Genomic DNA, 21,972 nt, shown 5'->3' with positions numbered 1-21,972 from the left:
TATCGAACGCCCGGAGTGAACCATGGCGTACTACCGCCAGGTGGGTGAGATCCCCCGAAAGCGCCACACGCAGTTCCGCACCCCGGAGGGCGGGCTGTACGCGGAAGAGCTCATGGGGGTCGAGGGCTTCTCGGCCGACTCGGCGCTGCTCTACCACCGCCACCTGCCGACCGCGATCGTCGACGCGGTCACCGTCGAGGACGACCGCGGCACGCTGGCGCCGAACCTCCCGCTCAAGCCCCGCCACTTCAAGACACCGGCGCTGAGCTGGGACTCCACCGAGGTCGACGCGGTCACCGGCCGCCGCACGCTGTTCGGCAACGCCGACGTGGTGATCGCGTTCGTGACCGCCACCGCGCCCAGCCCGCTGTACCGCAACGCGGCCGGCGACGAGCTGCTCTACGTGCGCTCCGGCGAGGGCGTCGTGGAGACGGTGTACGGCGCGCTGCCCGTCGGCGAGGGCGACTACGTCGTGCTGCCGACGTCGTGCACGTACCGCGTGGTGCCTTCCCAACCCATGGACATCCTCGTGCTGGAGGCCACCGGGCACATCGGACCGCCGAAGCGGTACCTGTCGGCCAAGGGCCAGTTCCTGGAGCACTCGCCGTACTGCGAGCGGGACGTCCGCGGCCCGGTGGAGCCGCTGCTGGTCGACGGCGAGGACGTGGACGTGCTCGTGCGGCACCGCGCCGGCCTCACCCGGTTCACCTACGCGAACCACCCGTTCGACGTCGTCGGCTGGGACGGCTGCCTGTACCCGTGGGCGTTCAACATCCGCGACTTCGAACCCATCACGGGCCGCGTGCACCAGCCGCCGCCGGTGCACCAGACGTTCGAGGGCCCGAACTTCGTGGTGTGCTCGTTCGTGCCGCGCAAGGTCGACTACCACCCGCTGGCGATCCCCGTGCCCTACAACCACGCGAACGTGGACTCCGACGAGCTGATGTTCTACGTCGGCGGCAACTACGAGGCGCGCAAGGGCTCGGGCATCGGCATCGGCTCGCTGTCGCTGCACCCGTCGGGCTGCACGCACGGGCCGCAGCCGGGCGCGGTCGAGGCGGCGCTGGGCGTTGATCACTTCGACGAGACCGCGGTCATGGTGGACACCTTCCGGCCGTTGGAGCTGGGCGAGGCCGCGCTGGCGTCCGAGGACCCCGCGTACGCCTGGTCCTGGGCACGTCGGGGTCCCGACCGGGACTGATCGGCTTTTTGTCGGTGCGCCCCTCTAACGTCTGCCGGCATGGACGCACGAGCGCTTCTGGAGCAGGCCCCGGACGGCCGGGTGGCGACCAGCGCCACCCGGCTGGCGGGGTCCTCCGGCTGGCAGGGGACGGGTCGTGACGGCACCGCCCTGTGGGGCCTGTGCGCCGGCAGCGGCAAGAGCCCGTACCAGGTGTGCGTCGACCTGACCGACCGCGCGACGAAGTGCTCGTGCCCGTCGCGGAAGTTCCCGTGCAAGCACGCGCTGGCGCTGCAGCTGCGCGACGCGCGGGAGCCGCTGCCCGAAGGCGAGCCGCCCGACTGGGTGGCGGAGTGGCTGGCCCGGCGCACGCGGGCCGCGCCGGTCGTGGCGGACGAGTCGCCGGAGGCCGTGCTGCGGCGGGCCAGGGCCAAGGAGAAGACGGCCCTGGCCAGGCAGGGGGCGGTGCGCGCCGGGGTCGCCGGGTTGACCGACTGGCTGGGTGACGTGGCCGGCGCCGGGCTGGCCGGGTTGCCGGCGCGGGACGCGGCGTGGTGGCACTCGGTCCAGGCCCGGATGGTCGACGCGCAGGCCAAGGGGCTGGCGTCGGCGGTGGACGAGGTGCGGGGGATCGTCGCGGCGGGCGGGCCGCGCTGGGCGCACGACGCGGCGGACCGGTTGGGCGGGCTGCACCTGCTGGCGCGGCTGGCCGAGTCGTCCGACCCGGTGGTGCGCCGCCGGCTGGGGTTCTCGGTGGCCGAGGAGGAGGTGCGCGCCGGTCCCGGGTGGTCGGACCAGTGGGTGCCGCTGCTGAAGCTGGAGTCCGACGACGGCCTGGTGCGGACCGTGCGGCAGTGGGTGTGGGGGCGTGCGCACGGGTGGGTGGTGGCGGTGCGGCACGCCGGTGGGGGTGCCCGCCCCGTGCCGCCGTTGGCGCACGGCGTGCCGGTGCGAGGGGTGCTGCACCCGTACCCCGGCGTGCCGCCGCACCGGGTGGCGGTGGGTGAGCTGCTGACGGAGGCCCGGCCGGAGTCGGTTCCGGTTCCGGTTCCGGGGACGTGGCGGGAGGCCCTGGCGGAGGTCGCCGAGCACCTGGTGGGCGATCCGTGGCAACGCCTGCACCCGGTGGGCTGCGGGCCGGTCCGGGTCACCGAGGACACGCGCTACCTGGTGGACCCGACGAGCCGGGGGCTGCCCGTGCGCGGCGACCTGGCGCTGGACCAGGCGTTGGCCCTGACGGGCGGCGGGGCGTTCGACGCGTGGGGGTTGTGGAACGGCCGCGACCTGCGCCTGGGAGCGGTGGCCGAGCCGGGCGGGACGCCGGAGGTCGTGGGATGATCAAGGAGCACGGAGCCTCGTCGCACGATCGGGTGATCATCGCCCGGAAATGTACGGAAACACCGTTCCCGTACCTCGGTTGCACACGAGGAACCGCGACCGGCCAACCACCCCACCCGGCCCGGATCGCCGAGGGCGGCCACCGATGACCCTCCAAGCCGAATGGGACGAGGCCGTCCAAGCGGCCCTGGTCGGCGCTCACCGCGCGGACACCACCCCGAGCGCCCTGCTGGACCGCCTCGCCGCCCTGGGCGTGGCCGCGCACGGCGCCGAACTCCCCCCACCGATCGACACCCCACTACTCCCCCCGGCCCCTGCCGCCTCCAGCCCCGCCGCCTCCAGCCCCGCCACCGCTGCCGCCGACGTGCGCGCACACCCCGCCGCCGGCTCCGTGCTGGTCCAGATCCTGGCCCTGGACGACCAGGTCCTGCTGACGGAGTGGTGCGGCATGGCGAAGGCCGCCCGCGTCGTCGCCGACCACCGCGAACTCCCCGCGCTGCTGGGCCTGGGCACCGCCCACCCCGGCCTCCGCCCGGCCGTGTCCGCCGTCCTCGGCACCCGCGGCCGGTGGCTGGCGGGCATCCGGCCGGCCTGGGCGTGGGCCGCCGCCGGCGTGGTCGCGGAGGAGGTCGACCTCGACGAGGCCCTCGACCTGCCCGGCACGTCCCGCCTCGCCGCCCTGCGCCGCGCGCGCAACCAGGACCCGGCGAAGGTCCGCGCGTTCGTGGCCGAGCGGTTCGACCTCCAGCGCCGCGCCACCGACCGCCAGGTGCTGATCAGCGCCCTGGAGGTGAACCTGGGCCCCGACGACGAACCGCTGCTCGAACGGGCGCTGGACGACCGCGCGATCGGCGTGCACGACGAGGCGCTGCGGCTGCTGCGCACCCTGCCCGCGTCCGCCCTCGCCGAACGCGCCGCCGAACGCCTCCACCGCGGCCTGTGGCGCACCGCGGACGGCTTCGACGTGCAGTCCGAGGAGTTGTGGGCCGAGACCACGCCCGACCCCGAAGAGGCCCGTGACCTGATGAGGGACGGTTCCGAGGCGGGGGTCGCGGGTCGGTTGCGCGGTGCGGCGGCCAGCGTGCCGCCGCAGCACTGGACCGCCCGCCTGCAGACCGACGACGCCGGTGCCGCCGCCGAACTGGCCCGCGGGCCGTGGGCGAGCGCGTTGCTGCGCGGCGTGGCGCAGAACCTGCGGCTGGCCGACGACGCCCGGCCGTGGGCGGTGGCGGCGACGCGGGCGCTGACCGGCATGGAGCAGTTGGAGATGCTCGGCGGGTTGCCCGCCGACCTGGCCGCGCGGACCGTCGTCGAGGTGTCGCGGCAGTGGAACTACGACCTGCTCGACCACGCCTGCTCGCAGTTGCCGGGGCCGTGGAGCCCGCGGGCGACCGAGGACCTGCTCGACCGCTACACCGGGATGCGCGACCCGAGGTGGCGCGCCGGCCGCCCGCCCGCGGTGCTGCTGGCCAGGGGTGACGCCGAGGTGCTCGGCGCGAACTGGGACCGCATCACCGAGCGCTGGCCCGAGCACACCGTCGAACTCGACGTGCTGCGCCTGCGGATGCAGTTGCGCGAGGCGTTCAACCACCGGGAGGAAAGCCAGTGACCACCGAACCCGTGCTGCGGCCCGCCGCGGAACAGCAGTACGCCGCCGAGCTGGCGGCCCTGGCGGCGGCGGACGACCGGCCGCGCCCGCCGCGGTGGCGGTTGTCGCCGCGGGCGGTGGTCACCTACGTGCTCGGCGGGACGCTGCCCGACGGCACGGTGATCACGCCGAAGTACGTCGGCGACCGGCGGCTGGTGGAGGTGGCGGTCGGCACGTTGGTCACCGATCGGGCGTTGTTGCTGGTCGGCGTGCCGGGGACGGCGAAGTCGTGGCTGTCGGAGCACCTGGCGGCGGCGGTGAGCGGCAACTCGACGCTGGTCGTGCAGGGCACGGCGGGCACGGGTGAGGACCAGGTCCGGTACGGCTGGAACTACGCGCGGTTGATCGCCGAGGGGCCGTCGGAGGCGGCGGTCGTGCCGAGCCCGGTGATGAAGGGGATGCGGGAGGGCGCGGTGGTGCGCGTCGAGGAGCTGACGCGGATGCCGGCGGAGGTGCAGGACTCGTTCATCACGGTGCTGTCGGAGAAGACGCTGCCGGTGCCGGAGCTGGGGATCCAGGTGCAGGCGGTGCCCGGGTTCACGGTGATCGCCACGGCGAACGACCGCGACCGGGGCGTGAACCAGATGTCGTCGGCGCTCGCCCGGCGCTTCAACACCGTGGTGCTGCCGCCGCCCGCGACGGAGGACGACGAGGTGGAGATCGTGTCGACCCGTGCCGCACAGCTGGGTCGGGCGTTGCAGCTGCCCGCGGAGCCGCCGGCGCTGGAGGAGGTGCGGCGGGTGGTGCGGATCTTCCGGGAGCTGCGCAACGGGTCCACTGTGGACGGGCGCACGCAGTTGAAGAAGCCGAGCGGCAGCCTGTCGACGGCCGAGGCGATCTCGGTGGTGACGAGCGGCATGGCGTTGGCCGGGCACTTCGGCAGCGGTGCGATCACGGCCGACGAGGTGGCGTCCGGGCTGCTCGGGGCGGTGGTGAAGGACCGGGTGTCGGACGCGGCGGCGTGGCAGGAGTACCTGGAAGCGGTGGTGAAGGAGCGGGCCGAGTGGCGTGACCTGTACCGGGCGTGCCAGGACCTGGTGGGCTGATGGCGCGGGAACAGCCGTTGCCCGGGCGGGTGACGCTGCTCGGCATCCGGCACCACGGCCCGGGTTCGGCGCGGATGGTCGCGGCGGCGTTGGCGGCGGTGCGGCCGGAGGTGGTGCTGATCGAGGGGCCGCCGGAGGGTGACGTGCTGCTGCGGCACGTGCCGGACCTGACGCCTCCGGTGGCGTTGCTGCTGCACGACGAGGCGGAGCCGGGGCGGGCCGCGTTCTGGCCGTTCGCGGAGTTCTCGCCGGAGTGGCGGGCGTTGACGTGGGCGCACGCGAACGGTGTGCCGGTGCGGTTCTTCGACCTGCCGGCCGCCGCGTCCCTGGCGGACGAGGGCGACGCCGCCGGCGAGGAGGGGCCGCGGGCGGCGGTCGACCCGTTGGGCACGTTGGCCGAGGCGGCGGGGTTCGACGACCCGGAGCGCTGGTGGGAGGACGTGGTCGAGCACCACACCGACCCCCGTGACCTGGCGGAGGCGGTCGCGGAGGCGATGGGCGCGTTGCGGGAGGAGTTCGCCGATCAGGTGGACGCGCGCACGTTGCGCCGGGAGGCCGCGATGCGGCAGAACGTGCGGCAGGCGTTGAAGGACGTCGCCGGGCCGATCGCGGTGGTGGCGGGCGCGTGGCACGTGCCCGCGCTGCGTTCGCTGCCGGCCGCGTCGGTGGACGCCGCGGCGTTGAAGGGGTTGCCGCGCAGGAAGGTGTCGGGCACCTGGGTGCCGTGGAGTCACGGTCGGTTGGCGGTGTCGTCGGGTTACGGCGCGGGGGTGGCGTCGCCGGGCTGGTACGCGCACCTGTGGGAGTGCGCGGAGCGGGGTGACGCCGTGCCGCGGTGGTTCGCGAAGGCGTGCGCGGTGTTGCGGGCGGAGGACCTGCCGGCGTCGACGGCGAGCGCGGTGGAGGCCGTGCGGCTGGCGGACGCGCTGGCGGCGATGCGGGGGCGGCCGTCGCCGGGGTTGTCGGAGGTGATGGAGGCGTCGCTGGCGGTGTTGTGCGGGGGTGACGCGACGCCGCTGCGGTTGGTGCACGAGCGGTTGGTGGTGGGTGAGCGGTTGGGTGAGGTCGGTGGGGACGTGCCGACCTCGCCGTTGGCGGCGGACCTCGCGCGGTTGCAGCGCCGGTTGCGCATGCCCACCGCCGCGGAGGTCAAGCCGGTGCGGTTCGACCTGCGCAAGGACACCGATCGGGAGCGGTCGAAGTTGTTGCGGCGGTTGGCGGTGCTGGACGTGCCGTGGGGCAGGCCGGACACGACGCGGACGCTGGGGACGTTCGCGGAGGCGTGGCAGTTGCACTGGCGGCCGGAGTTCGCGGTGGCGTTGGCCGTCGCGGCCCGGCACGGCACGACGGTCGAGGGGGCCTCGCGGACGGTGCTGGTCAACCGGGCCGCGGCGGCCACGCGGGTGGTCGATGCCGCGGAGGTGCTGAGCGAGGCCGTGGGGTGCGAGATCCCGGAGGCCGTCGCCGCGTCGCGCCGAGCCCTGGACCGCTGCGCCGCCGCCGCGACCGACGCCCTGGAGCTGCTGGCCGCCCTGCCGGACCTCGCCACGACGGTGCGCTACGGGTCGGTGCGCGGCACGGACCCGGAGCTGTTGCGCGTCGCGTTGCACGGGTTGCTGGCGCGGGGCGCGGTCGGCCTGCCGCTGGCGTGCCGCGGGGTGGACGAGGAGACGGCGGAACGCGCGGTCCGGGCGGTCGACGGCGCGGACGACGCGGTTCGCCTGGCCGCCGACGACGAGCACCGCGACACGTGGCAGCGCGCGCTGGAGTCGCTGGTCGCGATGCCGGACGCGCACGGCCTGCCGACCGGCCGCGCCACCCGCCTGCTGTGGGAGACGGGTGTCCTGGACTCCGACCAGGTCGCCACCCGCCTGCACCGGGCGGTCTCGCTGACCGCCGGCGCGACCGCGTTCGTGGCGGGCTTCCTGCGCGGGTCGGCAGCGCTGCTGACCGCCGACCCGCGGCTGTTCGGCGTCGTGGACGAGTGGCTGACTGGCCTGTCGGGTGCCGACTTCGCCGCCGCGCTGCCGCTCCTGCGCCGGGCGGTGGGTGACTTCAGCCCGGCCGAGCGGCGGATGCTCGGCGACCGGGTTCGGGGCACGGCGGCCGGTGGTGGGGCGGCGGCGGGCGCGGGTGGCTGGGACGAGGAGATCGCGGCGCGGCTCGTCGGGCACGTGCGCGGGCTGCTGGGGGCGGGCGCGTGACGCGCGACCCCGCTCGGCCGCGCGAGGCTCTCGGCCGCGAGGCCCTCAGCGCGCGGGTCCGAGTCACGCGGTCCAGGGCACGCGGTCCGGGTCACATGGGGGTCAGCGGTGCGGCGGCATGGCGGTGGTGCGGCGGCGGGCGGTCCGGAAGCCGGGGCGGCTTGGAAGCCGGGGCGGGGCGGCAGGACCCGGGGTACGGCGGTGGGGGGCGGGTTGTCGGGTGGGGTTTGTCGGCCGATCGGCGGTGGGCTGGGGGACGGCCGGTGGGGTGGTTGGCGAGGTCGGGGCCAGGGTCGGGGGTTGGCGTTGGTGGTGGTTGGGAGGGGCTCCTCATGGTTTTAACCGAGGGGCGGTAACAGTGTTTCCGTACATTTTCAGGCGATGATCACCCGATTGTGTGACCGAGGGCCTCGGTGGCCGGAGGAGCAGTGGTTCTTGTGACGCAGGACATCGCGGCTGAGAGGCACCGGCGGTGGCGGTTGTTGTTGGGTGCGTCCGCCGGGGATCTCGGGGCCTTGGGTGAGGACGACCAGCGGCGCGATTCGGCGTTGTCCGGGTTGTACGGCGGTGGGGAGCCGGTGGAGGCCGGTGGTCGGCGGGGTGCGGGGTTGGGTGGGTCGTCGCCGGTGTTGCACCGGTGGTTGGGGGATGTCCGCACGTACTTCCCGAGTTCCGTCGTGCAGGTGATGCAGCGGGACGCGGTGGAGCGGTTGGGGTTGCGGCAGTTGTTGTTGGAGCCCGAGTTGTTGGCCGCCGTCGAGCCGGACGTCGGCCTCGTCGGCACGTTGGTCTCGCTGTCCGGCGCCATCCCCGAGCGCACGCGGGAGACGGCGCGGGTGGTGGTGCGCAAGGTCGTGGAGGACATCGAGCGCCGGCTCGCCGACCGCCTGCTGGCCGCGGTGCACGGGGCGGTGGACCGGTCGCGCCGCACGAGCAGGCCGCGGTTGTCCGATGTGGACTGGGGGCGCACGATCCGGCGCAACCTGCGGCACTACCAGCCGGAGCAGGGGACGGTGGTGGTGCAGGACCTGGTCGGCAACAGCCGGCGCAGCCGGCAGGCGTCGTTGCGGGACGTGGTGCTGCTGGTGGACCAGTCCGGTTCGATGGCGGAGTCGGTCGTCTACTCCGCCGTGCTCGGGGCGTCGCTGGCGTCGTTGAAGGCGGTGGACACGAAGCTGGTCGTGTTCGACACCGAGGTGGTCGACCTGACCGAGCGACTGAGCGACCCGGTGGACCTGCTGTTCTCCACCCAGTTGGGCGGTGGCACGGACATCAACCGGGCCGTGGCGTACGGCCAGTCGCTCGTCCGCCGCCCGACGGACACGGTGATGGTGCTGATCAGCGACCTGTACGAGGGCGGTGTGGCGCAGGAGTTGCGGCGTCGGGTGCGGGAGTTGGTGCGAAGCGGGGTGACGGTGGTGGTGCTGTTGGCGTTGTCGGACAGCGGCACGCCGGCGTACGACCACGAGTTGGCGGCGCGGTTGTCGGAGTTGGGGGCGCCCGCGTTCGCCTGCACGCCGGACCTGTTCCCGGACCTGCTGGCGACCGCGTTGCGCCGGGAGGACGTCGGCGCGTGGGCCGAGCGGAGCGGCATCCCGGTGGGCCGGTGACGGTTACCGGATGACGACGCGGCCGAGGGTCATGAACGGGGCGCCGCGGGTGAGGACGACGGTCCGGCCGCGCGGGTCAGGTCCGGCGAGCCAGACGCGGCCGCCGCGGCGGATGTTCTCGCGGGCGCGTTCGGGGATCTCGGCCAGCCGCAGGAAGGTGCGGTCGGAGCCGGCGGTCTCGAGGTAGGCCTGGCGCCCGACGCGGGTGCGGCCGGGCACGAAGTGCACCGAGACGGGGTGCCGGGGGTAGGTGTCGAGCAGTCGTCGCAGCGCGCGGCGGGAGAAGAAGTGCCGCAGGCCGGGGACGGCGAACTCGACGCACAGGGGCGTCAGCAGGAACACCCACGGCGAGCCGATCCACTCCGACACCACCCACAGCGTCAGGAACGCGAACACGGCCAGCCCGATGAACCCGACGGCGCGGCGGTCCGCGCTGGTCAGGCACTTGTCGATCCAAGCCTCGCTCACCACTGCTCCCAGGAAACCAGAGTTCTGCCCCGTGGGTATCCGATCCGCCGATCAGCAAACTCAGCGGCGCACGACCTTGGCGGGGAACAGCTTGGGCACGCCGCGGAACGTGACGACGGTGTTGCCGGCGCGGTCGGGTGCGACGACCCAGGCGCGGCGGTGGCGGGTGATGCGGCCGCGGGTGAGGGGTCCGGCGGTGACGTCGAGGACGAGCGGGCGGGGTCCGTGGACGACGAGGAGGCCGCCGCGCCAGTGGACGCGGACGTGGACCCAGGCCTGGTCGGCGAGGAGCCCGGTGGCGGGTTGGCGGCGGGTGAGGCCGTGGCCGAGGACGAGGACGGAGAACAGGAGCAGCACGAGCGGCAGCGGCGGGTCGGTGGGGAGGACGAAGAGCAGGGTGAGTTGGAGCACGAACGCGAGCGCGCCGACGAGGACCCAGCCGAACGCGCGGCGGCCGGCGATCTCGACGCAGTAGCGGGTCCACCGGTCGTCGGCGGCGGGGCCGAGGGTGGACGGCTTGCCGGGCACGACCACGAGCGACCACCTCCGCGGTGTGGGCCGGAGATCGTGCCAAGGTTACGGCGGTCGCGGGTTCGGCGAATCGGCCGTCGGCGATAAGCCGGTTGTGGGACTTCCGCCGGGCGCCCCGTTCAAGTTAGGCTCCCCTAAGTTGGGAGGTGGCGGGTGACCGGGACACGTCGACCGCCGGCGCCGCATCCGGCGGAGCGGGCTCGCACGATCGCGGCGCGGGGTGGGCGCGCGGCGCTGTTGCCGTCCGACGGCGCGGAGGACCGGGTGACGCCGGTGCTGCACCACGTGCACCCGGACGGCGCGGCGACGGTCGTGCTGCCGGACGGGCACGCGCTGGTCGAGGCGGCGCGCCGGGCGGAGCTGACGGCGATGCTGGAGCTGGCCGACCAGGCGCCGGTGCCGTTGCGGGAGCCGGTGCGCGGCCTGCTGTGGATCACGGGTTGGCTGCGGCTGCTCGGTCCCGAGGAGGCGCGCGAGGCGTGCGTCGCGGTGGCCGAGGCGCGGCCGGACCCGAGGTTGCTCGACGTGGGGCACGGCGCGTCGGCGCTGCGGTTGTCGCCGGCGTCGTTGGTGGTGGCGGACGCCGAGGCCACGACGTCGTTGCGGCCGGAGCTGTTCGCGCAGGCGCGGCCGGACCCGTTCGCGGAGCACGAGGACCACTGGTTGCGGCACCTGGAGCTGTCGCACCGGGACGTGGTGGGGCTGTTGGCGCAGCACCTGCCGGACGACCTGAGGGGTGGTCACGTGCGGCCGCTGGGGTTGGACCGGTTCGGGTTGCGGTTGCGGGTGGAGATGTCGGCGGAGGACCACGACGTGCGGATCGCGTTCTCGCGGCCGGTCGGCACGGCGCAGGAGCTGGCCGGGGAGCTGCGGCGGCTGATGGGGTGCCCGTTCCTGGCGCAGCGCCGTTAACGTACGCGGGTGATCGGAGACCTCGACGCCCGGCGGCGCGGCTACCGGGTGGAACTGCTGCTGGTGTTCGCGGTGACGCTCGGGCTGTCCGGGGCGCGGAGCCTGGTGCGGCTGCTGGACAGCCTGCTCAACCCGGTGCCACTCAACGAGCAGAAGGTGGCGATCAACGTCCCGCAGGCGCGGTTCGACCTGCTGGACCTGGTCGCGCAGCTGTTGGGCGTCGTGCAGTTGGCGGCGTGGGGCGGGTTGGGCCTGTACCTGCTGTGGCAGGGCGGGATCCGGTTGCGGGCGCTGGGGCTGGACCGGTCGCGGGTGGGGCCGGACGCGCTGGGCAGCCTGGGGCTGGCGGCGGTGATCGGCATCCCGGGGCTGGTGTTCTACCTGGTGGCGTGGAACCTGGGGTGGAACCTGGCGGTGCAGCCGTCGACGTTGGACCAGTCGTGGTGGCGGTCGGTGGTGCTGGTGCTGTCGGCGGCGGGCAACGCGTGGGCGGAGGAGGTGCTCGTCGTCGGGTACTTCATCACCCGGTTGCGGCAGCTGGGGTGGCGGGAGAACACGGCGTTGCTGGCCAGCGCGGTGCTGCGCGGGTCCTACCACCTGTACCAGGGGTTCGGCGGGTTCGTCGGCAACGTGGTGATGGGCCTGGTGTTCGGGAAGGTGTGGCAGCGGACGAACCGGTTGTGGGTGCTGGTGGCGGCGCACGCGCTGCTGGACGTGGTGGCGTTCGTCGGCTACTCACTGCTGCGCGGCCACGTCACCTGGCTGCCCTGAAGCAACGTTCGTTAAGTCACATCCTCCGAACGCGCAACGAATCGCCGTTCTGAGGCGGTCATACGATCGAGTTTCGCCGATGTGGGCCACTTCGAGCTGCTGATCCGACCGCTCACGGGTTACCCTCGACGGCGTGACTGCGCACATCGCCCAGACCGCGTCCACCGACGGCGAGCCGGCAGCGGCGCCCCGCGTCGACAGCGAAGTCGGCCCGCTGCGCACGGTGCTGCTGCACCGGCCCGGTGCCGAGCTCAAGCGGCTCACCCCGCGCAACAACGACCAGCTGCTGTTCGACGGCGTGCCGTGGGTCGACCGGGCGCAGGAGGAGCACGACGCGTTCGCCGAGCTGCTGCGCGGGCGCGGGGTCGAGGTGCTGCTGCTGGCGGACCTGCTGGTCGACGCGCTGCACGACGACCGGGCGCGGATCGCGGGCATCCACAGCGCGGTCAACGAGCGGCGGCTGGGCATCGACCTGGCCGACGCGCTGCGGTCGCACCTGGCGTCGATCGGCCCGGACCAGCTGGCCGGCGCGCTGATGACCGGCATGACGTTCGAGGAGCTGCCGGCCGCCGAGGGCGCGTCGCTGGTGCGCAAGATGCACCACCCGATCGACTTCGCCGTCGCCCCGCTGCCGAACCTGCTGTTCACGCGCGACTCGTCGGTGTGGGTAGGCGACCGGGTGGCGATCACGTCGCTGGCGCTGCCCGCGCGTGACCGGGAGACCGCGCTGACCGACCTGATCTACGCCTACCACCCGCGGTTCCGCCGGACGGGTCGCGCGTACGGCGCGCACTCCGCGCCGGTCGAGGGCGGCGACGTGCTGCTGCTCGCGCCGGGGGTGCTGGCGATCGGCGTCGGCGAGCGGACCACGCCGGCGGGCGCGGAGTCGTTCGCCCGGTCCGCGCTGGCCGACGGCCTGGCGCACACGGTGCTGGCGGTGCCGATCACGCAGGAGCGGGCCACCATGCACCTGGACACGGTGTGCACGATGGTCGACCGGGACGCCGTGGTGATGTACCCGGCGGTGCGGGACAACCTGTTCGCGTTCCCGGTGCGGTCCGACGGGTCGGGCGGGGTCGTGGTGGAGGACCGGCGGCCGTTCCTGGAGGCGGCGGCCGAGGCGATGGGCATCGAGCGGCTGCGGGTCATCGACACCGGGCTCGACCCGGTCACCGCCGAGCGGGAGCAGTGGGACGACGGGAACAACACGCTGGCCGTCGGGCCCGGTCTGGTGGTGGCCTACGAGCGGAACGTGGAGACGAACGCGCGGCTGGAGGACGCGGGCGTCGAGGTTATCCGGATCAGCGGGTCGGAGCTGGGCTCGGGCCGGGGCGGGCCGCGCTGCATGTCGTGCCCGATCGACCGGGCACCCCTGGTCTGATCGGCGGAAAGGATTGCCTAAGCTTTCTTCGGCAACCCTTTCCTCACTGCGACAAGGCTTGCCTTCAATGCATTTAATCGCACTTCCCGCTATTCTGCGGGCATGGCTGTCAACTTGAAGAAGATTACCGCCGCGCGTTCCTCGAAGTTCCACGACCTGCTTCAGGAGCAGGTGCGCAACGAGTTCACGGCCTCGCAGCAGTACGTGGCCATCGCGGTCTGGTTCGACGCCAACGACCTGCCGCGCCTCGCGTCGCACTTCTACAGGCAGTCGCTGGAAGAGCGCAACCACGCGATGATGATCGTGCAGTACCTGATGGACAACGGGCTGCCGGTGTCCATTCCCGGCGTGGACGACGTGCGCAACGACTTCGCCGCGCCGCGGGAGCCGGTGGCGCTCGCGCTGGAGCAGGAGAAGACGGTCACCGAGCAGATCGTGGCGCTGGCCAAGACGGCCCGCGACGAGGGCGACTACATCGGCGAGCAGTTCCTCCAGTGGTTCCTCAAGGAGCAGGTCGAGGAGGTCGCGTCGATGAGCACGCTGCTCACCGTGATCGACCGGGCCGACGGCAACCTGTTCCACGTGGAGAACTTCCTGACCCGCGAGTCCGTGGGCGAGGAGGCCGACAGCGGCGCGCCCCGGGCCGCGGGCGGCGCGCTCTGACCACGGCGCCGCAACCGCGACGCGCCGACCACAGCGCACCGACAGCGCACCGACCGCAGCGCACCGACCGCAGCGCGCACCGCGCCCGTCACCGCACGCCGGTGGCGGGCGCGGTCACGTCAGGCAGCCCCGGTCGGCCTGGACCAGGCCGATGGAGGTGAGCGTGTCGCCGGCGTTCTCGAAGAAGAACTTCAGCACGGTGCCGGCGGGCAGCTCGCGGACGAACCCGTGCGGGTACTGCCGCACGTCGGGGTAGACCTCGCGCATGCGGTCCCGCGAGTCGCCGACGCGCAGGCCCTCCGGGGTGCGGGCGCCGCCCTCGACGCGGATCTCCACCGCGACGCCGTCCTGCACGCCGACCCAGCCCTTCGCGGTCGTCAGCTCGCGGACGGAGCAGGAGAACTCGGCGGTGGTGACGTCGGCACCGACCTCGCCCGTGAGCTCCAGCTCCGCCCGCGTCAGGCCCAGCCGCACCCGGCCGATGCCGTGCTCGTCGAGCACCGGCGCGCCGTCCGCCTCGGCGGTGCGGGCCGTGGTCGTGGCACCCGGTGGCGGCGCGGGATCGCACGCGGTCAGCAGCAGCGCGGCGACGGCGGTCGCCGCCGCGCCGGCGAGGCGGCCCGGCGTACCGCCCAGCTGCACCGTCACCCCTCCTCCGGCCTGTCGCGGGACGTGCCCCGTCGAGCCCGCCGGTGACCAGTCTCCCCCGACCGCGCCGCCGCCACCGGTCGGTGGGCGCGCGGGCGGGCGGTCACAGGACGGGCGGCGGGCGGAACGTGCCGTCGGCGTCCGGGGCGAACTCGTGCACGGCCACCACGGCGTCGGCCGGCACCGGGCCGTAGACGTGCGGGAACCACGGCCCGTCCTCGGTCTCCCCCGGCTCCCACAGCACGGGCAGCCCCTCGGGGTCCACGACCAGCAGCACGAGGTCGTGCCGGCCGGGGTACAGGCGGTTGGCGGGCAGGTGCACCGTGCCCGGGTCCGAGCAGTGCACGAACCCGTCCGGGTCGAGCGGGATCGCGCCGTCCTCCCGGGCCCGCCGCCAGTCCGCCTTCGAGCTGATCCGCAGGATCACTCCGCCTCCTCGTTGTCCACAGGGACCTGTGGACAGGGCTGGGGACACCTGTGGACAGGTTCAGCGCAGGGTGATCTGCCGCCCGCGCAGCCCGTCGCGCGAACGCCGTTCCGCCTCGGTCAGCGGTTCGGCGTCGAGGCTGGTCAGGGCCTCCCGCAGCCGCTTGCCCAACGCCTCGGCGCCCGGCGCCCACTCGCTGGAGTGCAGCTCCCGGTCGAGGTCCCACACGGGGACGAGCAGGCCGTGCGCGCGGAACGACCCGGCGTACCGAGAGCCCTCGCCGAGGTCCAGCTCGCCGCGCACGGACAGCCGCGCCAGCGCCGCCAGCAGCGCCTCCTCCGGCTCCGGGCGCACCCAGCGCAGGTGGGCCTTGTCACCCGCGTCGACCCAGTAGGCGGCCGTCACGCCCGGCGCGTCGAGGCGCTCGGTGGGCAGGATCGCCGCGTTGGCGCGCTCCAGGGACAGGGCGACCTCGCCGGCGGGCTCGTTGTCCGGCGGCAGCCACCACGCGAAGTCGGCGTGCAGCTCGGGGCTCAGCGTGGCCTCCGGGTCGAGCAGGTCCTGCAACCGGCCCGGGTGGGAGCCGTCGTCCGGGCCGACGACCGCCAGCGCGTCACCGGTCTTCGCCTCCGACGCCCACCGCACGGCGCGGGCCAGGTCGCGGCTCAGGTCGCCGGACCGCGTCTGCACCTGCAGGCCGACGAACGCCGTGCCGTCGGCGCGGACCAGGCCCGCCGCGGCCATCGGCAGCACGGTGGCGAGCACGACCTCGCGACCGGAGGTGTCCTTGAGCGGCAGCTTCACCGTCGCCGAGGGCACGAACTCGCGCAGCGCGATCAGCTCCGCCTCGGCGGCCAGGCCCTCGAAGGGGCGGGACACGATCACGTCCGCCGCGCCGCCGGCCGAGCCGTGGCACGCCTTGTAGCGCTTGCCGGAGCCGCACGGGCACGGCTGCCGCGGGTTGACGCCGTCCGCCGGCTTGGTCTTCACGGCCGTCCGCTTCGCCACCGCGCGCCTCCTCGCTGTCAGGGCTGGTCGGGCGTCAAGTTATCCGCAAGGCGGCGGCGCGTCTCCTCCGGGTTGTTGGTCGCGAGGAAGCGCACGCCCCGCTCCCGGCACAGCGCGACGTCGGCCGGGTCGTCCACGGTCCACACGTAGGCGCCCGCGCCGAGCCCCGGGTGCCGCCTGAGCAGGTGGACGCCCGGTCCGGCGTAGTCGGCGAAGCGCGGCTTGGTCCGCGGCCACAGCCGGTCGTAGAGCAGCACCGTGGGCACGTCCGGCCGCAGCCGCTTGAACCGGTGCACGGCCAGCACCGAGAACGACATCATCACCGCGTCGACCCGGTGCCCGGCCAGGGCCTCGGCGAGCCTGCGCTCCACCCGGCCGCCGCCGCGCACGGGGTGCTTGGTCTCCACGAACAGCCGCTTGCCGTGGTCGGCGGCGAGCCCGAGCAGCACGTCCAGCGTCAGCACCTCGGCGGGCTCGCCGCCGTGCCACGCGCCGAAGTCGTGCCGGCGCAGCTGCTCCAGGGTCATCGCGCCGACCGCGCCCGTGCCGCCGCTGGTGCGGTCGATCGTGCGGTCGTGCACGCAGACGAGGTGGTCGTCCCTGGTGAGCCGCACGTCGCACTCCAGCCCGTCGGCGCCCTGCCGCAGGGCCAGCTCGTAGGCGGCGAGGGTGTGCTCGGGGCGCAGGGCGGACGCGCCCCGGTGGGCGACGACTTCGGGTGACACGTCAGGCATGCTGCTGGCGGGTGCGCGGCGCGTCAACTTCGACTACCCCATGTCACAGGTGGCTGAATGTTCGCCGGAACAACCACGCACGGATGGACGCGAGCCCGGCTCAAGACCTACGGTCCGTCACCGTGGCGTCCTTCGACCAGCACGATCCGGCCTTCATCGCCGATCCGTACCCCGCCTTCGCCGCGATGCGCGCGGAAGCAGGGGTGCACTGGCACGAGGAGCTGGGCGTCGCCGTGGCGGTCTCGCACGCGGCGGCGTCGGCGGTGCTCCGGCACCGCTCGCTGGGCCGGATCTGGACCGACGCCACGCCGCTCGACCGGTTCGCCTCGTTCAACCTGCTGCACCGCAACTCGCTGCTGGAGAACGAGCCGCCCACGCACAGCAGGCTGCGCCGGCTCGTGGCCGCCGCGTTCGGCCGAGGCCACGTGGAGCGGCTGCGGCCGTGGATCGCCGACCTGGCCGACCGGCTGGTGGACGGGCTGGTCGACGGGATCGCCGCCGAGGGGCGGGCCGACCTGCTGGCCCACGTCGCCGCGCCGCTGCCGGTCGAGGTGATCGCCGAGCTGCTCGGCGTGCCCGCGGTCGACCGGCCGCTGCTGCAACCGTGGTCGAACGCCATCGTGAAGATGTACGAGTACGGCCTGCCCGCGGACAAGCAGGCGGCGGCCGAGCGCGCGGCCGGCGAGTTCGTCTCCTACCTGCGGGAGCTGGTCGCGCTGCGGCGCGGCGCGCCCGGCGACGACCTGGTGTCGGACCTGGTCGCGGTCACCGACGCCGACGGCGCGAAGCTCACCGAGGACGAGCTGGTCGCGACCGCCGTGCTGCTGCTCATGGCGGGCCACGAGGCCACCGTCAACGTCATCGGCAACGGCGTCCAGGCGCTGATGAACCACCCGGGCGAGTGGCGTCGCCTGGTGGCCGACCGCTCCCTGCTGCCGACGGCGGTGGAGGAGCTGATCCGCTACGACTCGCCGCTGCAGCTGTTCGAGCGCACCGCCACCGAGCCCGTCACCATCGCCGGGCACGTGGTCGAGCCGGGCCGGAAGATCGCCGCGCTGCTCGGCGCGGCGGCCCGCGACCCGGAGGTCTTCGCCGACCCGGACACGTTCGACATCACCCGCAACCCCAACCCGCACCTGGGCTTCGGCATGGGCATCCACTACTGCCTGGGCGCGCCGCTGGCCCGCATCGAGGTGCAGGCCGCGCTGTCGTCCCTGGCCCGGAAGCTGCCGACCGCGACCCTGGCCGCCACGCCGCGCCGCCGGGAGGAGTTCGTCATCCGGGGCCTGCACGACCTGCCGCTGACGGCCGGGTGAGCACCGGTCGGCGCTTCTTCGCGGGGTACGCCTCCGGCAGCTCCAGGCCGCGTTCGGCCATCAGGGCGCGCAGGCGGTCGGGGTAGTCGGTGATGATGCCGTCCACGCCGTCGTCCATCAGCCCGCGCATGGTGGCCGGGTCGTCGACCGTCCACGGGATGACCTTCAGCCCGTTCTCGTGCGCCTCGTCGACCAGCGCCCTGGTCGTGAACGGCACGTAGTCGGGGTCGCCGACCGCGCCGTCCTGCGGGCTGCCGTGCACCGGGGACAGCGCGGACGCGCCGAAGCTCCGCACCGCCCGGACCACGCTGCCGCCGAAGTCGGCCAGGTCCAGGCCACCGGTCCACGGCGAGCCGGGGCGCAGGAACTCCGGCTGGGTCAGCGCGACCAGCGGCAGGCGCGGCTCGACCCGGCGCCACAGCATCAGCGTGCCCCAGTCGAACGACTGGATCGTGACGTTGCGGTGGAAGCCGGACCGGCGGATCTCCCGGGCCGTGACCTCCACGAACTGCTCGCGGGGCGCAGTCTCCTGCGGGGCGGCGGCCTCGACCTTCGTCTCGATGTTGAACTTCACGCCGAACGCGCGGTGGCGGCGGGCCAGGTCGAACACCTCGGCCAGCGTCGGCATCCGCGCGCCGGGCGACAGCTCCTGCTCCGGGTACCGCGCCCACCGCAGCGAACCGCAGTCCAACGTGCGGACCTGCGCGAACGTCAGGTCCTTGACGTACTTGCCCAGGTAGGGGAACGCCGGGTCGCCGGGGAACGCGGGCGCGGTGTCGAGGCACTTCGCGGGGTTGGTCCGGCGGTCGTGCGTGACGACCTCGCGGCCGTCCCGGGTGATCTGCACGTCCAGCTCCAGCGTGGTGACGCCCAGTTCCAGCGCCTTGCCGAACGCCGCCAGGGTGCTCTCCACCGTCAGCCCGATGCCGCCCCGGTGGGCCTGCAGGTCGAACTCCCGGCGGTGGTCGGCGCCCGCCGCGCCGGGTGCCAGGAGGGACAGGACGAGTGCCGCCACGAGTGCCCGCATGACCCCACCGTGGCACGCCCCGGCACGCGGCTTGACCGCCCGGGCGTGAACGGGCGTTGAACAGCCGGTGACACCGCTACACGCCGAGCGCCCGGAGCCGCGCGGGGTCGGACAGCACGTCGATGGCGACGATCCGGCCGCCCACCACGGTGAACCCCATGACCGACAACGGCCGGCCGTCGGCGGCCACGACGACCCCCGCCGCGCCGTTGACCAGCGCCGGGCGGGCGAGCGGGAACAACCGGCCGAACGTGACCGCCCGGCCTGCCACGGTCCGCGCACCGGACAGCACGACGCTGAAGCGGGAACCCGCGCCGCCGTCGGACCGCAGCACGACGTCCGGGTCGAGCACGCGGACCAGGGCGTCGAGGTCGCCGTCGCGGGCGGCGGCGAAGAAGGCGTCCACCACCTGCCGCTGCCGGGCCCGGTCGGCGTCCGGGGTCGGCGCGCCCTCCCGCACCCGGCGGCGCGCGCGGCTCGCGAGCTGCCTCGTCGCGGCCGGCGACTTCCCGACCAGCGCCGCGATGTCCTCGAACGGCACGGCGAACAGGTCGTGCAGCACGAACGCGAGGCGCTCGGCGGGCGCGAGGGCGTCCAGCACGACCATCAGCGCCAGGCCGACGGAATCGGCGAGCACCACCTCGTGCTCGGGGTGCGCGCCGTCGTCAGGGCCGACGACCGGGTCGGGCACGCGCACGTCGAACGGGTCCTCCCGCCGCTGCTCCCGCGACCGCAGCACGTTCAGGCACACGCGGGCGACGACGGTGGTCAGCCACGCGCCGAGGTTCGCCACCTCGGCGGTGTCGGCCCGGTGGAACCGCAGCCAGGCCTCCTGCACCGCGTCGTCGGCCTCCGCCGGCGACCCGAGCACCCGGTACGCCACCGCGCGCAGCCTCGGCCGGTGCTCCTCGAACCGCGCGGTCGGGTCGTCCACCGTGTCACATCCCCTCCGCGCCGCGGGTCATGGCGGTGAACCCACTCGACATGCGCGGAGGAACGATGACACCCATCCTGGTCACGGGCGGTACCGGCACCCTCGGACGGCTCGTCGTGCCGCGGTTGGCGCGGGCCGGCCACCGCGTGCGGGTGCTCAGCAGGCGCGACGGGGAACCGGCGGACGGCGTCGAGCACGTGACGGGCGACCTGGTCACCGGCGACGGCGTCGAGGCCGCGGTGGCGGGCGCGGAGGTCGTGGTGCACCTGGCGGGCGGCCCGAAGGGCGACGCCGAGGCGGCCGAACGGCTGGTGCGGGCGGTGCGGCGGGCCGGCGACGCCCGGCACCTCGTGCAGGTCTCGGTGATCGGCGCGGACCGCGTGCCGCTCGCGTGGTTCCGGGGCAAGCTCGACGCGGAACGCGCGGTCGCCAGGTCGGGGGCGCCGTGGACAACCCTGCGCGCCGCCCAGTTCCACGACCTGGTGCTCGCGGTGGCGGCGAAGGTGGCGAAGCCGCCGGTCGTGCCCGTGCCCGGCGGGCTGCGGTTCGAGCCGGTCGACGCCCGGGACGTGGCCGAACACCTGGTGGACCTGGTGCTCGGCGCGCCCGCCGGCCTGGTGCCCGACCTGGCCGGCCCGGCCGTGCACGGGATGGGCGACCTGGTCCGCGGCTACCTGGCGGCGCACGGGCGGCGCCGGCCGCTGCTGCCCGTCCGGGTGCCCGGGAAGGCCGGCCGCGCCTACCGGGCCGGTGAGAACCTGGCGGGCCCGGGCGCCACCCGGGGCACGCGGACGTGGGAGGGCTTCCTGGCCGAACGGGTGCCCGCCACCCGGTGACGGGCCCGGCTAGCGGGGCGAGCCCGACGGGCGGACCGCCCGCAGGACGGGGGTGGGGGCGTCCTTCACGTCCACCACCCTCATCCGGCGGATCGCGCCGGCGTCCACCGGCAGCAGGAGGGTGGTCACGTGCCGGACCACCACGGCGGTCAGCACGGCCAAGGCCGCGGCCAGCAGGTCGGCCACCGCGTGCAGCAGCACGCCGTCGGCCAGGGCCTGCACGCTCGACCGGAACCCCCACGCCACCGTGAAGGCCGTGAACAGGCCCGTGCCCGCCCACAGGCCCCACCACCAGCGGATCAGGCGGGACGGCGACGGGCGGGCGGTGGCGGGACCGCGCAGCGCCGCGTGCTCCAGCTCGGCCAGCACCGAGCCCGGCACCACCAGGTTCACGCCCGGGACCACGAGGCCGACCAGCACCTCGCGGTCCGACCGGGACGGGCCGTAGCCCGCCTCCGCCGCGGCGGCGTCACGGGCGCGGCGCAGCCACAGCAGGGTGAGGACCAAGGCGGCCGCGGCGGCCACGACCGTCACCACCGACGACGCCACGACCATGGCGTCCGACACGCCGACCGTGGTCGCCGACAGCGCCCCGTAGCGGCTGAGCAGCAGCAGCACGTAGCGCCACACCTCGCTGCCCGCCGCCCACACCGCGGTCAGCGCGGCCAGCCCCAGCGCGTGCGCCGCCGTGCGCGCCGCCCGCTGGGCCTGGTCGACGGTGCCGGCGGGCCGGTCGTCGTCGGTGGCCACCGAGGTGGGCCAGCGCCACGCCAGCAGCGGGAAGCCCCAGCGCGGCGGCACCGGGTACGACGGCGGTCCGGTGTAGGCGCGGCGGGGCGCGTCCCCGCGACGGTGCGGGTAGGCGCCGGGTGGCGGGCTCGCCACCCAGTCCACGCGCAGCGGTCGCAGGGCCACGTCAGATGACCTCGGGCTCCGCGCCGTCGACCTCGCCGACCAGCGGGCGGCCGGTCGCGGCCCACACCTGCATGCCGCCGTCGACGTTCGTCGCGTCCCAGCCGTTGGCGTTGAGGTACTGGGTCACCCGGGCGGAACGGCCGCCGGCGCGGCACACGACGTAGAACTCGGCGTCGGCGGGCAGCTCGCCCAACCGCTGCGCCAGTTCGCTCATGGGGATGTGCAGGGCGCCCGGGGCGTGGCCCGCGACCCACTCGTCCGCCTCGCGGACGTCGAGCAGCACCTTGCCCTCCGGCAGCTCGGCCGGCACCTCGGACACTTCAACGCTGGGAACGGTCACGCCACCATGCTGCCACGGGGGTCATGAGCCGCGTA

The 21,972-nt window shown here is 74.5% G+C and carries 22 protein-coding genes; 12 read left to right on the top strand and 10 right to left on the bottom strand.

All coding sequences use genetic code 11. The annotated features are described in order from the left end of the window. The first annotated feature begins 22 nt into the window (after window positions 1-22). From ACIGNX_RS16130 to ACIGNX_RS16105, 6 genes are all read left to right on the top strand, one after another. Window positions 23-1,201 (top strand): homogentisate 1,2-dioxygenase, encoded by a 1,179-nt coding sequence (locus tag ACIGNX_RS16130; protein ID WP_396540605.1) that lies wholly within the window; start codon window positions 23-25, stop codon window positions 1,199-1,201. Window positions 1,202-1,240: 39 nt separating this feature from the next. Further along, window positions 1,241-2,518: an SWIM zinc finger family protein gene (locus ACIGNX_RS16125; protein ID WP_396540603.1), complete on the top strand. Its 1,278-nt coding sequence runs from the start codon at window positions 1,241-1,243 to the stop codon at window positions 2,516-2,518. Between the two features lie 145 nt (window positions 2,519-2,663). Next, window positions 2,664-4,127, top strand: a complete 1,464-nt coding sequence (locus ACIGNX_RS16120; protein WP_396540601.1) for a DUF5691 domain-containing protein — start codon at window positions 2,664-2,666, stop codon at window positions 4,125-4,127. Continuing rightward, window positions 4,124-5,212 carry an AAA family ATPase gene (locus ACIGNX_RS16115; RefSeq protein ID WP_396540599.1) on the top strand — a complete coding sequence of 363 codons (1,089 nt, stop codon included), beginning with the start codon at window positions 4,124-4,126 and terminating at the stop codon, window positions 5,210-5,212. The genes ACIGNX_RS16120 and ACIGNX_RS16115 overlap by 4 nt, the downstream gene beginning before the upstream one ends. Then, window positions 5,212-7,416, top strand: coding sequence for a DUF5682 family protein (locus ACIGNX_RS16110; protein WP_396540597.1), 2,205 nt, complete (start codon window positions 5,212-5,214; stop codon window positions 7,414-7,416). Before ACIGNX_RS16115 ends, ACIGNX_RS16110 begins: the two co-directional genes overlap by 1 nt. A 449-nt stretch (window positions 7,417-7,865) precedes the next feature. Continuing rightward, window positions 7,866-9,026, top strand: a complete 1,161-nt coding sequence (locus tag ACIGNX_RS16105; protein ID WP_396541061.1) for a VWA domain-containing protein — start codon at window positions 7,866-7,868, stop codon at window positions 9,024-9,026. Window positions 9,027-9,029: 3 nt separating this feature from the next. On the opposite strand, the gene ACIGNX_RS16100 is transcribed toward ACIGNX_RS16105, so the two are convergent. Both ACIGNX_RS16100 and ACIGNX_RS16095 read right to left on the bottom strand, forming a co-directional pair. Then, window positions 9,030-9,494, bottom strand: a complete 465-nt coding sequence (locus ACIGNX_RS16100; protein ID WP_396540595.1) for a hypothetical protein — start codon at window positions 9,492-9,494, stop codon at window positions 9,030-9,032. A gap of 60 nt (window positions 9,495-9,554) precedes the next feature. Then, window positions 9,555-10,028, bottom strand: coding sequence for a hypothetical protein (locus tag ACIGNX_RS16095; RefSeq protein WP_396540593.1), 474 nt, complete (start codon window positions 10,026-10,028; stop codon window positions 9,555-9,557). A gap of 150 nt (window positions 10,029-10,178) precedes the next feature. On the opposite strand from ACIGNX_RS16095, the gene ACIGNX_RS16090 reads away from it, so the two are divergent. From ACIGNX_RS16090 to ACIGNX_RS16075, 4 genes are all read left to right on the top strand, one after another. Further along, entirely contained in the window at window positions 10,179-10,937 is a 759-nt protein-coding gene (locus ACIGNX_RS16090) for a DUF2470 domain-containing protein (RefSeq protein ID WP_396540591.1), read from the top strand. Window positions 10,938-10,946: 9 nt separating this feature from the next. After that, window positions 10,947-11,708, top strand: a complete 762-nt coding sequence (locus ACIGNX_RS16085) for a CPBP family intramembrane glutamic endopeptidase (protein ID WP_396540589.1) — start codon at window positions 10,947-10,949, stop codon at window positions 11,706-11,708. 133 nt (window positions 11,709-11,841) lie between these two features. Then, window positions 11,842-13,089: an arginine deiminase gene (locus ACIGNX_RS16080; protein ID WP_396540587.1), complete on the top strand. Its 1,248-nt coding sequence runs from the start codon at window positions 11,842-11,844 to the stop codon at window positions 13,087-13,089. Window positions 13,090-13,191: 102 nt separating this feature from the next. Next, window positions 13,192-13,752, top strand: a complete 561-nt coding sequence (locus tag ACIGNX_RS16075) for a ferritin (RefSeq protein WP_396540585.1) — start codon at window positions 13,192-13,194, stop codon at window positions 13,750-13,752. Window positions 13,753-13,866: 114 nt separating this feature from the next. On the opposite strand, the gene ACIGNX_RS16070 is transcribed toward ACIGNX_RS16075, so the two are convergent. The 4 genes from ACIGNX_RS16070 to ACIGNX_RS16055 all read right to left on the bottom strand — a co-directional run bounded on the left by ACIGNX_RS16070 (window position 13,867) and on the right by ACIGNX_RS16055 (window position 16,569). Continuing rightward, window positions 13,867-14,400, bottom strand: coding sequence for a hypothetical protein (locus tag ACIGNX_RS16070; protein ID WP_396540583.1), 534 nt, complete (start codon window positions 14,398-14,400; stop codon window positions 13,867-13,869). Between the two features lie 103 nt (window positions 14,401-14,503). Further along, the gene (locus ACIGNX_RS16065) at window positions 14,504-14,827 is read right to left on the bottom strand and encodes a DUF952 domain-containing protein (RefSeq protein WP_396540581.1); all 324 of its coding nucleotides are present in this window, start codon (window positions 14,825-14,827) and stop codon (window positions 14,504-14,506) included. A 60-nt stretch (window positions 14,828-14,887) separates the two neighbouring features. Further along, entirely contained in the window at window positions 14,888-15,835 is a 948-nt protein-coding gene (locus ACIGNX_RS16060; protein ID WP_396540579.1) for a DUF5926 family protein, read from the bottom strand. Between the two features lie 17 nt (window positions 15,836-15,852). Next, the gene (locus ACIGNX_RS16055) at window positions 15,853-16,569 is read right to left on the bottom strand and encodes a glycerophosphodiester phosphodiesterase family protein (protein ID WP_396540577.1); all 717 of its coding nucleotides are present in this window, start codon (window positions 16,567-16,569) and stop codon (window positions 15,853-15,855) included. Window positions 16,570-16,652: 83 nt separating this feature from the next. Between ACIGNX_RS16055 and ACIGNX_RS16050 the strand changes: the two genes are divergently transcribed. Beyond that, the gene (locus tag ACIGNX_RS16050; RefSeq protein WP_396540575.1) at window positions 16,653-17,885 is read left to right on the top strand and encodes a cytochrome P450; all 1,233 of its coding nucleotides are present in this window, start codon (window positions 16,653-16,655) and stop codon (window positions 17,883-17,885) included. Here the strand turns inward: ACIGNX_RS16050 and ACIGNX_RS16045 are convergent. Together ACIGNX_RS16045 and ACIGNX_RS16040 are read right to left on the bottom strand one after the other, a co-directional pair. Further along, entirely contained in the window at window positions 17,845-18,912 is a 1,068-nt protein-coding gene (locus tag ACIGNX_RS16045; RefSeq protein ID WP_396540573.1) for a glycerophosphodiester phosphodiesterase family protein, read from the bottom strand. The genes ACIGNX_RS16050 and ACIGNX_RS16045 overlap by 41 nt on opposite strands. Window positions 18,913-18,988: 76 nt before the next feature. Beyond that, complete coding sequence (locus ACIGNX_RS16040; RefSeq protein WP_396540571.1) at window positions 18,989-19,846, bottom strand: sigma-70 family RNA polymerase sigma factor; 858 nt, start codon at window positions 19,844-19,846, stop codon at window positions 18,989-18,991. A gap of 65 nt (window positions 19,847-19,911) precedes the next feature. On the opposite strand from ACIGNX_RS16040, the gene ACIGNX_RS16035 reads away from it, so the two are divergent. Then, on the top strand, window positions 19,912-20,682 hold the full coding sequence (locus ACIGNX_RS16035) for an SDR family oxidoreductase (RefSeq protein WP_396540569.1): 771 nt from the start codon (window positions 19,912-19,914) through the stop codon (window positions 20,680-20,682). Window positions 20,683-20,691: 9 nt separating this feature from the next. Here ACIGNX_RS16035 and ACIGNX_RS16030 read toward each other — a convergent pair whose 3' ends face one another. Continuing rightward, the gene (locus ACIGNX_RS16030) at window positions 20,692-21,597 is read right to left on the bottom strand and encodes a DUF4328 domain-containing protein (protein ID WP_396540567.1); all 906 of its coding nucleotides are present in this window, start codon (window positions 21,595-21,597) and stop codon (window positions 20,692-20,694) included. A 1-nt stretch (window position 21,598) separates the two neighbouring features. Then, window positions 21,599-21,937 carry a rhodanese-like domain-containing protein gene (locus tag ACIGNX_RS16025; RefSeq protein ID WP_396540565.1) on the bottom strand — a complete coding sequence of 113 codons (339 nt, stop codon included), beginning with the start codon at window positions 21,935-21,937 and terminating at the stop codon, window positions 21,599-21,601. Window positions 21,938-21,972: the final 35 nt, after the last annotated feature.

This window comes from Actinosynnema sp. NPDC053489, assembly GCF_044544865.1.
Taxonomy (GTDB): domain Bacteria; phylum Actinomycetota; class Actinomycetes; order Mycobacteriales; family Pseudonocardiaceae; genus Actinosynnema.
This window is presented reverse-complemented; position numbering and strand designations above follow the sequence as displayed.

Excerpts from the sequence above, each read along its gene's own strand:
- ACIGNX_RS16130 (WP_396540605.1), top strand. The coding sequence starts at position 23 with ATGGCGTACTACCGCCAGGTGGGTGAGATCCCCCGAAAGCGCCACACG.
- ACIGNX_RS16075 (WP_396540585.1), top strand. The coding sequence starts at position 13,192 with ATGGCTGTCAACTTGAAGAAGATTACCGCCGCGCGTTCCTCGAAGTTC.
- ACIGNX_RS16045 (WP_396540573.1), bottom strand. The coding sequence starts at position 18,912 with ATGCGGGCACTCGTGGCGGCACTCGTCCTGTCCCTCCTGGCACCCGGC.
- ACIGNX_RS16035 (WP_396540569.1), top strand. The coding sequence starts at position 19,912 with ATGACACCCATCCTGGTCACGGGCGGTACCGGCACCCTCGGACGGCTC.
- ACIGNX_RS16050 (WP_396540575.1), top strand. The coding sequence starts at position 16,653 with ATGGACGCGAGCCCGGCTCAAGACCTACGGTCCGTCACCGTGGCGTCC.
- ACIGNX_RS16055 (WP_396540577.1), bottom strand. The coding sequence starts at position 16,569 with ATGCCTGACGTGTCACCCGAAGTCGTCGCCCACCGGGGCGCGTCCGCC.
- ACIGNX_RS16125 (WP_396540603.1), top strand. The coding sequence starts at position 1,241 with ATGGACGCACGAGCGCTTCTGGAGCAGGCCCCGGACGGCCGGGTGGCG.
- ACIGNX_RS16110 (WP_396540597.1), top strand. The coding sequence starts at position 5,212 with ATGGCGCGGGAACAGCCGTTGCCCGGGCGGGTGACGCTGCTCGGCATC.
- ACIGNX_RS16120 (WP_396540601.1), top strand. The coding sequence starts at position 2,664 with ATGACCCTCCAAGCCGAATGGGACGAGGCCGTCCAAGCGGCCCTGGTC.